A 13,531-nucleotide genomic window follows, 5' to 3' on the forward strand; every position below is an offset into this window, starting at 1 on the left:
AATGCCGCCGCAGTTCCATTGTGCGAGGTCCAGATGAGCCAGGCTGCCCCCCAAGATCACATCGTCCGCGATCTGTCGCTTGCCGCGTTCGGCCGCAAGGAGCTGGACATCGCCGAAACCGAGATGCCGGGGCTGATGGCGCTGCGCGAGGAATACGGCACGGCAAAGCCGCTGGCAGGCGCGCGCATCGCCGGCAGCCTGCACATGACCATCCAGACCGGCGTGCTGATCGAGACGCTGGTGGCGCTGGGCGCGGATGTGCGCTGGGCCTCCTGCAACATCTATTCGACCCAGGACCATGCGGCCGCCGCCATCGCGGAATCGGGGGTGCCGGTGTTCGCCATCAAGGGCGAAACGCTGGAGGAATACTGGTCCTATACCGACCGCATCTTCCAGTTCGCGGAAGGCACCGCGAACATGATCCTCGACGACGGCGGCGACGCCACCATGTATGTGCTGCTGGGTGCCCGTGTCGAGGCCGGCGAGACCGCCCTGATCGCCACCCCCACCTCGGAAGAGGAAGAGGCGCTGTTCGCCCAGATCCGCAAGCGCCTGGCCGAAACTCCCGGCTGGTTCGCCCGCCAGCGCGACGCCATCCGCGGCGTGTCCGAGGAAACCACCACCGGCGTGCATCGCCTGTATGAGCTGCACAAGCAGGGGCAGCTGCCGTTCCCGGCGATCAACGTCAACGATTCCGTCACCAAGTCCAAGTTCGACAACAAATACGGCTGCAAGGAATCGCTGGTCGACGGCATTCGCCGCGCCACCGACGTGATGCTGGCCGGCAAGGTGGCGGTGGTCTGCGGCTACGGCGACGTCGGCAAGGGCTCGGCCGCCTCGCTGCAAGGCGCGGGTGCGCGGGTGAAAGTCACCGAAATCGACCCGATCTGCGCGCTGCAGGCGGCGATGGACGGGTTCGAGGTGGTGCGGCTGGAAGACGTGGCCGCCACCGCCGACATCTTCGTCACCACCACCGGCAACCGCGACGTGATCCGCATCGAGCACATGCGCGAGATGAAGCACATGGCGATCGTCGGCAACATCGGCCATTTCGACAACGAGATCCAGGTCGCCGCGCTCAAGAACCATAAATGGACCAACATCAAGGACCAGGTGGACCTGATCGAGATGCCCTCGGGCAACCGCATCATCCTGCTGAGCCAGGGCCGGCTGCTGAATCTCGGCAACGCCACCGGCCACCCCAGCTTCGTGATGTCAGCCAGCTTCACAAATCAGGTACTGGCGCAGATCGAGCTGTGGACCAAGGGTGACGAATACCGCCCGGGCGTCTATATCCTGCCCAAGGCGCTGGACGAGAAAGTGGCGCGGCTGCATCTCGACAAGATCGGGGTGCGGCTGACCGAGCTGCGGCCAGAGCAGGCGGATTACATCGGGGTTCCGGTCGCGGGCCCCTTCAAGTCGGAGCATTACCGCTACTGATGCGGATCTTCTGGGGCACGGTCGGAGTTCTGGGCGTCATCCTGGCCTTTGCCGGGATGGTGCTGCCGGTGCTGCCCACCGTGCCCTTTGCGCTGCTGGCGGCCTTCAGCTTCAACCGCTCGTCGCCGCGCTTCCACAACATGCTGATGCGCCACCGCATCCTCGGCCCGCAGATTCGCGAATGGCAGGAACACCGCGCCATCGACCCGCGGGTCAAGCTGATCGCGGTGGCCAGCATGGTGGTCGGGCTCAGCATCAGCTGGTTCATCCTGCCGCCCTTCTACTGGACGATCCAGTTGTCGATCCTGGCGGTGGCGGCCGCATTCGTGCTGACCCGCGCCAACCCCCCGCCGGCGATGTAGTCCCGCGCGGGCGCCGCAACGCGCCACCCGCTTAAACCCCGGCAGGGACTTCTTTCTGGCCCAAATACCCATGCGGCCGCGCCATCTACGCCGCGCCCGCATGGGCAGGGGACGGCGCAACCCGCCCCCTCCAAAGAACCGCAGCGCGCTCAACGCCCCCGGATCAGCCGCTTGATCCCCGCGACATGCGTGCTGGACGCCGCCAGCGCATCCGCCGCCAGCTCGCGGGCCGCGGCCTCCAGCCCGTCCTCGGGGACGATGCGGTCGAGCAGCCCCCAGGACAGCGCGGTTTCCGCCTCGATCCGCTGCCCGGCCATCAGGATCATCGCCGCCCGCGACGGACCGACCAGCGCCCGCAGCCGCGCCGGGTCCGAGGGCTGCGGCAGGAACCCCAGCTTCATCACCGGGTAGAAGATCTTCGCCCCCGGCACCGCGATGCGCAGGTCGCAGGCCAGCACCATCCCCAGCGCGCCCCCCGCCGCGGTGCCGTTCAGCGCCGCGATGGTCAGCGCCGGGGCCTCGGCAATGGTGGCCGACAGCTCCTCCCACAGGGGCGAGGTCGCCAGCCCGGCCCGCGCCGCCTCAAGATCGGCGCCGGCCGAAAACACCCGCCCGCGGCCGGTCAGCATGATCGCGCGCGCGCCCTGCGCGATGGCGGCGCGAAACGCCTCGGTCAGATCGGCGATCATCGCTGCGGTCAGCGCATTGGCCTTGTCCGCGCGGTCCAGCGTGATCGTGGTGAACCCATCCTGCGGGCCGTGTGTTTGAATCAAGACTGCCTCCCTTGGTCACGGCGCCGGATTATGCGATGTTCGCCCCGCGTCGCAACGCCACACATTCCAAAGGATAGGATTCATGTTTTTGCGGACCGCCACCTCGACCCTTGCCGTCCTTGCGCTGACGGTGCCTGCATTCGGCGACGTGTCGCCCGCGGAAGTGTGGCAGAACTGGATCGAATATTACCAGGCGAACGGATACAACGTCACCGAGGGCACGCGCGAGGAAGCCGGCGATACGCTGATCCTGCGCGATGTCGCGATCACCTATGCCGCCCCCGGCGACGAACTGGACCTGCGCTTCGTCGCGCCCGAGATCTCGCTGCTGGCCACCGGCGACGGGCGGGTGCGCACCACGCTGGCGGACACCATCCCGATGAGCGTCCGCTTCACCGAGGATGGCGAGGACGTCACCCTGACCGGCGCGCTGACCCTGCGCGACAGCGAGATCGTCACCAGCGGCTCGGCCGAGGACATGACCCACGACAGCCGCATGGGCGAGGTCAGCCTGGCGTTGCAGACCATGCAGACCGGCGCCACCACCCGCGACCTGCCGGTGACGCTGACCATCGCCAACCTGACCAGCCGCCAGAACGTGACCCGCACCGACGCGATGCGCTTCGACGTCGAGATGGCGGCCGAGCGGCTGAATCTGGAGGCCGACCTGGCCGACCTCGACGACGCCGGCACGGGCGATGCCGGCACCGGCGATGACGGCAGCGAGGGCAGCGACGGGCCGACCCGCGTCAAGCTGTCGGGGGTGGTGAACGACCTGCGCGGCGCCTCGACCGGGGTGATGCCGCTGGATGCCGACCCGGGCACGGACATGGCGGCGGCGCTGCGCGCCGGTCTGGACGTCAGCGGCAACCTTGCCGCCGGTGCGGGAAGGTTCGAACTGGACGTGGCCGGCACCGACGCCGAGGGCCAGCCCGAAAACGTTGCCGGGCACTACACGGTCGAGGGGACCGACGTCTCCTTCGGCTTTGGCGCCGACGGGCTGAAATATCAGGGCGCCATCGATTCGACCGCGGCCGAGTTCACCGTGACCGGGCTGCCCGCGCCGATCAGCTATTCCATGGCCGAGACCACCTTTGACGTGCAGATGCCGGTGCTGAAATCGGACGAGCCGGCGCCCTTCAAGCTGGCCTATTCGATCGGCGGGCTGTCCCTGGCCGACGGCATCTGGGACATGTTCGACCCCCAGAAGGTGCTGCCCCGCGACCCCGCCAGCCTGGACATCGACATCACCGGGCTGATGCGGCTGACCATGGACCTGTTCGACCCGGCGCTGGCAAAGGCGGCCGAGGCCGCGGGCGACGACGCGGCGGGCAGCGACGGCATGGACGCGACCGGCGATGACGCCACGCCCAACCCCTTCGAGCCGACCGAGATCTCGCTGAACAAGATCGCGCTGTCGGCGGTCGGGGCCAGCTTCGACAGCTCGGGCGAGCTGCGGGTCCCCGAGAGCGGCGACATGACCCAGCCGGTGGGCACGCTGAATGCCCGCATCGAGGGGGTGAACGGGCTGATCGACCGGCTGGTGCAGCTGGGTGTGCTGAACAGCGATGAGGTGGCCGGCTATCGCATGATGCTGGCGATGTTCGCCCGCCCCGCGCCCGAAGGCGGCGACGCGCTGGTCAGCGAGTTCGAGTTCCGCGAAGGCGGCGAAATCTTTGCCAACGGGCAGCAGGTGAAATAACACCGCGCCATCATGGCGAAAATTGCGGGGGCCGGGCGCGTGTCCGGCCCTTTCGCTTCGGAAGGAAGGCGCCCTCTCATGACCAGATCCGATTCTGCCTCTGATCTTGCCCGGCTGACCGATGCGCTGATCGCGGCCGCGCGCGCCGCCGGCGCGGACGAGGCCGACGCCATCGCCACCTCAGGCACCGCGCTGTCGGTCGAGGTGCGGCAGGGGGCGCTGGAACACGCCGAGCGCGCCGAGGGGATCGAGATCGGCCTGCGCGTGATCCTGGGCGGGCGGCAGGCTTGCGTCTCGGCCAGCGATACCTCGGATCGCACCCTGGCCGAGATGGCGGAACGCGCCGTCGCCATGGCGCGCGAGGCGCCGGTGGACGATCATGTCGGGCTGGCCCATCCCGACCAGCTGGCCAGCGACGGCGATACCGACGCGGGCCCGTTGCAGCTGGACGACGGGCAGCCGCTGCCCGAACCGCCCGCGCTGCTGGAACTTGCGCTGCGGGCCGAGGCGGCGGCGCTGGCGGTCAAGGGGGTCAGCATGGCCGAATCGGCCAGCGCCTCGGCGGTGCAGCGCCGCATCTGGCTGGCGGCCAGCAACGGGTTTTCGGCCGGCTACGGGCGCAGCAGCCACGGGATTTCCGCCGTTGCCATCACCGGCGAGGGGCTGGGGATGGAACGCGACTGGGCCGGCGAATCGCGGGTCTGGGCCGAGGACTTGCCTACCCCCGAAGAGATCGGGCGGCTGGCCGGCGAACGCACCGTGGCGCGGCAGGGCGCGCGCAAGCCGCCGACCGGCGCCTTTCCGATCCTTTACGACGAACGCGTCGCGGGCACGCTGATTTCGCACCTGCTGGGGGCGGTGAACGGCAGCGCGGTCGCGCGCGGGTCCAGCTGGCTGCGCAACGACCTGGGCCAGCAGGTACTGCCCGCGGGCATGAACCTGACCGAGGATCCGCGCCGCCCCCGCCATGCCGCCTCGCGCCCCTTCGACGGCGAGGGGCTGCGCACCGCGCCGCGGCTGATCGTCGAGGCGGGCGAATTGCAGGGCTGGACGCTGGACCTGGCCACCGCGCGCAAGCTGGGCATGGCCTCGACCGCCAGCGCCATGCGCGGCACCTCGTCGCCGCCGTCGGCGGGGACCAGCAACGTGACGCTGTCCGCAGGTGAGGCCACGCCCGAGGAACTGATCCGCGAGATGGGGCGCGGGCTGGTGGTGACCTCGATGCTGGGCGCCTCGATCAACGCGACCACCGGCGATTATTCACGCGGCGCCGCCGGGTTCTGGGTGGAAGACGGCCAGATCGCCTATCCGGTCAACGAATGCACCATTGCCGGGAACCTGCGCGAGATGCTGATGCTGATGGTCGCCGCCAACGACCTGCCCGACTGGCGCAGCCTGCGGGTGCCCAGCCTGCTTGTCGAGGGCATGACCGTTGCCGGAGAGTGACCTTGCCCTGATCCGGCAGGCGGCCGTGGACGCCGGCGAGATCGCGCTGGCCCATTGGCGCGGCCGCTTCCGGCATTGGGAAAAGCCGCAGGGCGCGGGACCGGTGTCCGAGGCCGACCTGGCCGTGAACACCGAGCTTGAGCGGGTGCTGCGCGCCGCCCGCCCGGACTACGGCTGGCTGTCCGAGGAAAGCCCCGAGGACCCCGCCCGCGCCACCGCCGCCCGCGTGTTCATCATCGACCCGATCGACGGCACCCGCGCCTTTATCGAGGGGCAGGACGGTTTCGCCGTCGCCGTGGCGGTGGTGGAAAACGGCCGTCCCATCGCCGGGGTGGTCCACCAGCCGGCGCGCGGCGTCACCTATGCCGCCGCCGCGGGCGGCCCGGCCACCCGCAACGACGAACCCATTCACGCCGCCGCCGTGCCGCTGGCAGGCGCCCGGGTGCTGACTGCAAAATCCTCTCTGGACCCGGGGTTCTGGCGCGACGGCGTGGTGCCTGCGGTCAAGCGGGGCTTCCGCCCCTCGCTCGCCTCGCGGTTCTGCATGGTGGCGGACGGGCAGTTCGATGCGGTGCTGTCGATGCGGCCGGTGTGGGAATGGGACGTGGCGGCGGCCTCGCTGATCGCGGAATGCGCGGGCTGCGTGGTGACCGACCGGCGCGGGCAGCGCTTCCGCTTCAACCAGGCGCCGCCGCTGGGCGACGGGCTGATCGTGGCGGCGCCGGCGCTGCACGCGGAAATCCTGGGCGCGCTGGTGGTGCTGCCGCCCGGCCGGAATGAAGGGACCGCCGAATGACGAGACTGACCCCCGAGACGCTGGACCGGCTGGCCGACGCCATCAGCTTTCGCCCCGACACCGAGGCCGCCCGCCTGTTCCGCGAGGCGCTGGGCCGGTTCGCGACCGGCGTCACCATCGTCACCGCCGAGGGCCCGGACGGGCCGCAGGGGATGACGGTGAACAGCTTCACCAGCGTGTCGCTGGACCCGCCGCTGGTGCTGTGGTGCCCGGCGCGGGCCTCGGGGCGGCACGAGATCTTTGCGCAGGCGCCGGCGTGGTCCATCCACGTGCTGGGCGCCGAGCAGCTGGACATCTGCCTGCGCTTTACCCGCGGCGGGGCAGGGTTCCAGGGCATCGCGCTGGGCCGGACCCTGCTGGGCACGCCCGAGATCCCGGGGGTGGCGGCGCGGTTCGACTGCCACGCCCATGCGGTGCATGACGGCGGCGACCACTCGATCCTGGTCGGGCGGGTGGCGCAGGTGACCATCGCCGGACCGGACGATCACCCGCTGGTCTTTGCCGCCGGCCGCTTCGGCGCCTTCGAGCCGGTGGGGGGCTAGCCCCGGCGCTCAGACCGCAGCCTCGACCCGCGCGCCGGGGAATTGCGCGACCATCGCCGCGATTTCCTCGCGGTCGGGGATCATGCAGGCGGCGGTGCTCAGCGCATCGGCGAGCGCGGCCGAGGGGGCCGAGATCGCGATCTCGCGCCACGCCGCGGCGCTGGGGCGGCCGCTGGCGGGCTCGAGGATATGCCCGTTGCGCCCCGCCTGGTCGAAGGTGGTGCCCAGCGGGGACGAGCTTGCCAGCGCCCGCCCCGACAGCCCCAGCTGGCCGCCGGCGGCCAGGGTGATCTGCCAGGGGCCGCCGCCGGGCTGGCCGCCAAGGGCGCGGAACTCGCCGGTGTCGATCAGGATCTCGCTCAGCCCCTCGGCGGTCAGCAGCGCCGCCACGCGGTCGGCGACATAGCCCTGTCCGATGCCGTTCAGGGTCAGCGCGGCACCGGGGCGCAGGCTGATGCGGTCGCTGTCGAGCGTCACCCCCTCCCACCCGACGACGGCGCGCCGCGCCGCGATCTCGGCAGGGGCGGGCTGGTGTCCGGCCGCGGCCGCTTCGGCCCACAGCGCCCACAGCGGCTGCACCGTGGGGTCGAAACGCCCGCCGCTCGCGCCATGCACGGCACCGGCCAGCGACAGGCATTCCAGCAGCTCGAAGGGCGGGGCGTCCAGCTGCCCGTCGCGGTTCAGCCGCGCCAGCGCGCTGTCCTCGCGATAGAGGCTGAGGATATCCTCGAGCCGGTCGATCTCGGCCAGCACCCGCCCCGAGATCGCCTCGGCGTCGGGATGGGCCAGCCGGATCGAGGCGCGCGCGCCCAGCGCCTGCCCGGACCACAGTCGCGCGGCGGGCGGCGGGGTGCCCGCGCGCAGGGCCGCGGGGGTCAGGGCCAGCGCGGCGGAAATCGTCAGCAGGCGGCGGCGGGTCAGCATGTTCAACCTCCGGCGGGTTGGGAAAGGGCGCGCAGGCGCCGCAGGTAATCGTCTTCGTCCTCGTCGCCCATGTCGACGGGGGCCAGCACCATGTCGTCGCGGATCGCGTCCAGCTGCAGCACGGTGCCGCCCTCGGCATCGGCAAAGCCTTGCGCGGCCTCGCGCGTGGAAAACGGCACCGTTTCAGGGGCGCCCATGCCGCCTTCGCGGCCCGAGCCCACGACATAGAACGCGGTCTTGGCGTCGATCCAGTTGCCCTCTCCGGGCACGTCCCAGGTGGCGCCGGGCGCGCCCATGTCGTTGACATAGACCGCCAGGATCGGGGCCATCTGCTCGGGCGCGCGGGTATAGGCGATAGCGTCGCGGACCTGGCTGAAGAACAGCGTCGGCATGCCTTCCAGCACCACCTGCGCCTTGGGGCCGGGGTGTTCCAGCAGGTTCATCTGGCAGTAATGCCCCAGCGATTCGGCGGTGAACTCCTGCGGGCCGATGTCCTGCGCCACCTCCTCCTTGCAGGCGGAAAGCGTCAGGGCGGCCAGCAGCAGGGCAAGCGGCAGCAGCTTCATGGCGTCACCTTGCGGAAAGCGGCCCAGGCCAGCAGCAGCGCCGCCACCGGCCACAGCACCAGCGAGGCCGCGGATTTCCACAGCGCGATGGCGCTTGCGGCGCCGCCGATGCCGCCGGCCTCGGCCACGGCGCTGGCTGCGGACAGGTTGAACAGGCGGAACGCATCGGCCGGGTTGGCCAGCAGCGCCACCGGCAGCACATGGGTGGTCAGCGCGCCGCCGCTGTCGGTCACGACCAGCGCCAGCAGGCCCAGATCGTAAAGCACCACGAACAGCAGCCACAGCCCCATCGCCAGCCCCGCCGCCCCCGAGGGCCGCCGCGACAGCGACGACAGCGTGTAGCCCAGCCCCAGGAAGGCCGCGCCCAGCAGGACCGAGGTCCAGATCAGCCGCCACAGCGACGGCAGCGCCGTGATCGAGGCGGGATCGGTGACAAAGGCCATGACGCCGGCGGCGCCGTAGCCCAGCACCAGCGCCAAGGCCAAGATCGCCAGATGCGCCAGAAGCTTGCCCAGCAGGATCTGCAGCCGCGACACCGGATAGGTCAGCAGCAAGGGCAGGGTGCCGCGCTCGACCTCGCCGGCGATGGCGTCAAAGCTCATCAGCAGCGCCAGCAGCGGCACCAGATAGACCGCCAGCGAGGTCAGAGACGCGACGGTGATCGACAGCCGGTCCACGCCGACGTCGCCGGTGGGCGCGGCCCCGGCGGCGGCCAGCACCAGCGAGAACAGCACCATCAGCGCGGTGGCGATCAGCACCCAGCGGTTGCGGAAGGCGATGCGGAACTCGGACGCCGCGGTGGCAAGAATGCGGTTCATGCCGCCTCTCCGTGACCGAAATGGGTGTAGATGTCTTCCAGGCTGGGCGGGATCACGTCCAGGTCGGCCACGCGCTCGCCCTGCGCGGTGATCCGCGCCAGCAGCGGCAGCTTGTCGGCCTGCGTGCAATCCAGCCGCAGGCGCCCGTCGGCGGTGGGCTCGGCGCCGGGCAGGGCGGCGGCCAGCGGCTCGGCCGCGCCGGCGGCGGGGGTGACCAGCAGCGTCACCGGCAGCGCCGCTTCGTGGCGCAGGCTGGGCAGGGTGCCTTCGGCCACCAGTCGGCCGCGCGCCAGGATCAGGATGCGGTCGGTGCGGGCCTCGACCTCGGTCAGCGCGTGGCTGGAGAGCAGGATCGAGGCGCCCTCGGCTGCCAGCCCGTCCAGCAGCGCATAGAAATCGCGCCGCGACACCGGGTCCAGCCCCGAGGTGGGTTCGTCCAGCACCAAGAGCCGCGGCCGCCCGATCAGCGTCTGCGCCAGCCCGACGCGCTGGCGCATCCCCTTGGAATAGGTGCCGATGCGGCGGCGCTTGGCGTGGCCCAGCCCGACCCGTTCCAGCAGCTCGCCCGCGCGCCCGGCATCCTCGCCGCGCAGCGCCAGGTAATGGCGGATCTGTTCCTCGCCGGTCAGGGCCGGGTGGAAGGCCGCGTTTTCGGGCAGATAGGCCACCTGCGCCCGCGCCGCGGCCGAGCCGGGGGCGCCGCCGCAGACCGAGACCTCGCCCCCGTCAAAGGGGATCAGCCCCAGGATGATCTTCATCATCGTCGACTTGCCGGCGCCGTTGTGGCCCAGCAGTGCCATGCGCATCCCCGGTTCCAGGGTCAGCGACACATCCCGCAGCGCCTCGACCGATTCGTAGCGTTTAGTGAGATGTGAGATTTTCAGCGTCGAAGTCATCGAAGTTACCTTTGTCCCAGCGCCCGGCGACGGCGGCCTCCATGGCGGCGACGTCATCGGGGACAGGAATGGCCAGCGGCTGCATCAGCGGCGCGGAATCGCGCACGCCGCCGGGCAGGGTGGCGGGAAAGTTGCTCTGGCTCCAGCGGATCAGCTGGACGGCGGGCGACCCGGTCAGCAGCGCCGCGGCGGGCTGCGACCACAGGATATGGTCCATCAGGTCGTTGGGGCGATAGCTGCCGTCGGCGATGCCGTCGCCGTTCAGGTCGAAGGCGGGGTGGTCGGACCAGTAGTTGCCGCGGCCCTCGAGGCTCCACTCCATGTGCTTGGTGCCGACGTATTTCACCTGCTCGCGGTTGCCCAGAAAGGCGTTGCCGGTCAGCACGTTGCGCTCGGACCCGGCGGTGAAGTGGATGCCGATGCCGCAGTCCTGGAAGCGGTTGTCGTAGATCAGGTTCTTGTGGGCGTTGTAGATGAACAGGCACTTGCGGGCGCCGCCGCGGACCAGGTTGCCGCTGACATCGCCGCTGTTGGCATAGTTCAGCATGATCCCGTGTTCGCGGTCGCCCAGGCTGAGGTTGCCCCGGATCACCGGCCGGTCCGAGAACATGATCGCATAGCCCAGGTGGTTCCCGACCGAGATGTTGCCCGACACCTCGGTGTTGCGGGTGTACATGAAATGCACCGCGAAGCGCAGGTCCAGGAACAGGTTGTTGCGATAGAAACTGTCGGCGCTGGTGTTGGAGAAGATGCCGTCGCGGCCATAGCGGATGGTGTTGCCCTCGACCACCGTGCCGGGGCTGTTCCAGACATAGACGCCATTGCCGCGCTCGTTCATGTGCAGCACCTGCGTGCCGGTGATCTCGTTGCCGATCACCTGCGCGTCGTGGCCGCCGTGGACGTCGACGCCGTGCATGTTGCCGGTCAGGGCCAGCCGCAGCACCTGCGCCCGGTCGGCGCCCTTGCGGATCTTGATCCCTGAATCGAGGTCCTGGTTCACCATCCCCGAGCCGGTGACGGAAAACCCTTCCAGCCGCACGTCGGGCGCCTCGATGGTGATGACGGTGCCCTGGCCCTGGCCGTCCACGACGGCATCGCGGCTGCCGGTGATGGTCAGGGGGCGGTCGATGGTGACGGGGCCCGCATGGACCCCGTCCGCCAGTTTCAGCACGTCGCCGGGGGCAGCCCCGGCAATGGCGCGCGCAAGGCTGCCCGCACCCGGCGCGACCTCATGCTCGGCCGCCAGGGTGGCGGCCGGGGCAAGGGCCAGGGCAAGGATCAGGGACAGCCAGCGCATCGGATCAGGCCGCCTTCGGCTCGACCAGCATCCGGCCGCGCATTTCCATGTGCAGCGCGTGGCAGAACCACTGGCAATAGTACCAGTAGACGCCCGGATTGGCCGCGACGAAGGTCACCGACGCGGTCATCTGCGGCCCGATCTCCATGGCGACGCCGTGGTTGCCCAGGGTGAAGCCGTGGGTCAGGTCGTCGATCTCGTCCAGGTTGGTGATGATCACCGTCACCTCGTCGCCCTCGGTCACCGTGAAGCTCTCGATCGAGAAGCTGGGGGCGACGCTGGACATATAGACGCGGACCTTGTTGCCGTCACGGACGATCGTGTCGGTCCATTCGTCGATGTCGACGCCGTCCGCCTCGGCCTGCTTGCGGGTCTCGGCCCACATCGGGTCGTTGCGGTCCCACACCGACTTGATGACGCCCGACAGGATCGCCGGATCGACGGCGATGGCGTCGTGGGGCTCGGCAAAGGTGGGGCCGTCGTGGACCAGCACCATCTGGTCGCCGGAAATGTCGATCAGCTGATCGTTTTCCGGCTTCAGCGGGCCGACGTTCAGGAAGCGGTCCTTCGAGAACTTGCACAGCACGACCAGCCAGTCGTTCTGCGCGTCCAGCGTCTCGCCCATCGTGGTCTTCAGGTGGCCGGGCTGGTAGTGCACGTCCAGCTTTTGCTTGATCGGGTCCACGTCCTCGCCGGCATAGGCGCGGATCGCGTCCTCGATGTTCCACTTGACGACCTGGCTGTCGATGAAGGTCGAGGTATAGGCGTTGCCGCGCCCGTCAAAGGCGGTGTGCAGCGGGCCCAGCCCCAGTTCCGGTTCCGCCACCACGGCGCTGCGCAGCTCGGCGCCTTCGTAGAAGATCGCGTCCAGCTTGGTCACGTCGATCACCGTGACGGTGGGCGACAGCTTGCCGTTCAGCACCAGGTGCTTCTTGTCCGGCGCCATGTTGCAACCATGGGGGTTGTTGGCGATCGGGATGTAGCGGGTGAACTGGCTGTTGGCGTCCTTGCGGCCGTCCAGCACCTTGCAGCCGTTGATTTCCTCGTACTGGCCGGCCTCGATCGCCTTTTCGATCTCGGCGATGTTGAAGACGACCACGTGGTCCATCTCGGACTCGCTCATCTCGGCGAGGTTCATCCCCATTTCCGAGTTGTACGAGGTCGAGAACGCCCATTTCCCTTCGTAGTCGCAGTCGGTGTTGTCGAGGTTGCCCGACACCAGCACCTGCCACGCCACTTCCATCGCCTCGGTGTCGACGGCGCTGAACACGTTCACGTAGGTCGAGATATCTTCCATCGTGGTGCCGTCGTTGATCAGCGGCGCCTCGTCCTCACCGTTGCAGAAGATATAGTTCGAGCTGGGGAACTTCCGCGGCCGCATCCCGTGGATCGCCTTGGCGTTCGGGATTTCCAGGATGGCGTCGCATTTCATCACGTCGCAGCGGACCCGGGCGACGCGGGTGTTCGCCTTGTCCTGCATGAACAGGTACTTACCGTCGTACTTGCCCTCGGTATAGGACATGTGCAGGTGGTGCAGGTCGCCGTTGTCGTGGATGCGCTTGCCGTTGGCCGCCAGATGCTTGCGGGTCTTTTCGGTCATCGAGCGCTCGAGGATCCGCAGCGACTCGTTGGTCTGGCCCCAGCCGGTGGCCGAGCAGCGGTTGAACACCGGGATCCGCATCAGCTCGCGCATCGAGGGGATGCCGAGGATGCGCACCTCGCCGGTCTGCCCCGAGGACCAGAAGCCGTAGTACTGGTCGAGCTGCCCGGGGGCGACGTTGATTTCCGCAGCGCCCGCCGCACCGGCGGTGCCGCCGGTCACGGCCGCGGCCGTGCCCAGCCCCAGTGCGGCCGGCCCCAGCGCCAGCCTGCCGCCGAAAGCGCCCGCGACGGCGGCGCCGCCGGCGGTAGCGCCCAGCAGCGCGCGGCGACTGACGCCCTTCTTGTCGTTGGTTTCCATGTTCGACCT

General features: G+C 69.6%; 13 protein-coding genes. 6 read left to right on the forward strand and 7 right to left on the reverse strand.

The window, feature by feature from the left end:
* The first annotated feature begins 33 nt into the window (after positions 1-33).
* Both ahcY and RSP45_RS13725 read left to right on the forward strand, forming a co-directional pair.
* On the forward strand, positions 34-1,440 hold the full coding sequence (ahcY, locus tag RSP45_RS13720; protein ID WP_415392353.1) for an adenosylhomocysteinase: 1,407 nt from the start codon (positions 34-36) through the stop codon (positions 1,438-1,440).
* The gene (locus RSP45_RS13725) at positions 1,440-1,802 is read left to right on the forward strand and encodes a YbaN family protein (protein WP_073067316.1); all 363 of its coding nucleotides are present in this window, start codon (positions 1,440-1,442) and stop codon (positions 1,800-1,802) included. The genes ahcY and RSP45_RS13725 overlap by 1 nt, the downstream gene beginning before the upstream one ends.
* 149 nt (positions 1,803-1,951) lie before the next feature.
* On the opposite strand, the gene RSP45_RS13730 is transcribed toward RSP45_RS13725, so the two are convergent.
* Positions 1,952-2,575, reverse strand: a complete 624-nt coding sequence (locus RSP45_RS13730; RefSeq protein WP_415392354.1) for an enoyl-CoA hydratase/isomerase family protein — start codon at positions 2,573-2,575, stop codon at positions 1,952-1,954.
* Between the two features lie 82 nt (positions 2,576-2,657).
* On the opposite strand from RSP45_RS13730, the gene RSP45_RS13735 reads away from it, so the two are divergent.
* From RSP45_RS13735 to RSP45_RS13750, 4 genes are all read left to right on the forward strand, one after another.
* Complete coding sequence (locus RSP45_RS13735; protein ID WP_415392355.1) at positions 2,658-4,277, forward strand: DUF2125 domain-containing protein; 1,620 nt, start codon at positions 2,658-2,660, stop codon at positions 4,275-4,277.
* Positions 4,278-4,355: 78 nt separating this feature from the next.
* On the forward strand, positions 4,356-5,723 hold the full coding sequence (locus RSP45_RS13740; protein WP_415392356.1) for a TldD/PmbA family protein: 1,368 nt from the start codon (positions 4,356-4,358) through the stop codon (positions 5,721-5,723).
* Positions 5,710-6,519, forward strand: coding sequence for a 3'(2'),5'-bisphosphate nucleotidase CysQ (locus tag RSP45_RS13745; protein WP_415392357.1), 810 nt, complete (start codon positions 5,710-5,712; stop codon positions 6,517-6,519). Before RSP45_RS13740 ends, RSP45_RS13745 begins: the two co-directional genes overlap by 14 nt.
* A complete protein-coding gene (locus RSP45_RS13750) occupies positions 6,516-7,061 on the forward strand; it encodes a flavin reductase family protein (RefSeq protein WP_073067324.1) in 546 nt (181 codons plus the stop codon). Before RSP45_RS13745 ends, RSP45_RS13750 begins: the two co-directional genes overlap by 4 nt.
* Before the next feature lie 9 nt (positions 7,062-7,070).
* On the opposite strand, the gene RSP45_RS13755 is transcribed toward RSP45_RS13750, so the two are convergent.
* The 6 genes from RSP45_RS13755 to nosZ are packed head-to-tail and all read right to left on the reverse strand — an operon-like array spanning position 7,071 to position 13,522.
* A complete protein-coding gene (locus RSP45_RS13755) occupies positions 7,071-7,985 on the reverse strand; it encodes an FAD:protein FMN transferase (protein WP_415392358.1) in 915 nt (304 codons plus the stop codon).
* A 2-nt stretch (positions 7,986-7,987) separates the two neighbouring features.
* A complete protein-coding gene (locus tag RSP45_RS13760; RefSeq protein ID WP_073067326.1) occupies positions 7,988-8,551 on the reverse strand; it encodes a nitrous oxide reductase accessory protein NosL in 564 nt (187 codons plus the stop codon).
* Positions 8,548-9,369 (reverse strand): ABC transporter permease, encoded by an 822-nt coding sequence (locus RSP45_RS13765; protein WP_073067328.1) that lies wholly within the window; start codon positions 9,367-9,369, stop codon positions 8,548-8,550. The genes RSP45_RS13760 and RSP45_RS13765 overlap by 4 nt, the downstream gene beginning before the upstream one ends.
* Positions 9,366-10,265 (reverse strand): ABC transporter ATP-binding protein, encoded by a 900-nt coding sequence (locus tag RSP45_RS13770; protein WP_415392359.1) that lies wholly within the window; start codon positions 10,263-10,265, stop codon positions 9,366-9,368. Before RSP45_RS13770 ends, RSP45_RS13765 begins: the two co-directional genes overlap by 4 nt.
* Entirely contained in the window at positions 10,231-11,562 is a 1,332-nt protein-coding gene (locus tag RSP45_RS13775) for a nitrous oxide reductase family maturation protein NosD (protein WP_415392360.1), read from the reverse strand. The genes RSP45_RS13770 and RSP45_RS13775 overlap by 35 nt, the downstream gene beginning before the upstream one ends.
* 4 nt (positions 11,563-11,566) lie before the next feature.
* Positions 11,567-13,522 carry a TAT-dependent nitrous-oxide reductase gene (gene nosZ / locus RSP45_RS13780; protein ID WP_415392361.1) on the reverse strand — a complete coding sequence of 652 codons (1,956 nt, stop codon included), beginning with the start codon at positions 13,520-13,522 and terminating at the stop codon, positions 11,567-11,569.
* Positions 13,523-13,531 lie beyond the last annotated feature (9 nt).

Origin of the sequence: Paracoccus sp. SJTW-4, assembly GCF_047716885.1 — a bacterium.
GTDB lineage: Bacteria > Pseudomonadota > Alphaproteobacteria > Rhodobacterales > Rhodobacteraceae > Paracoccus > Paracoccus solventivorans.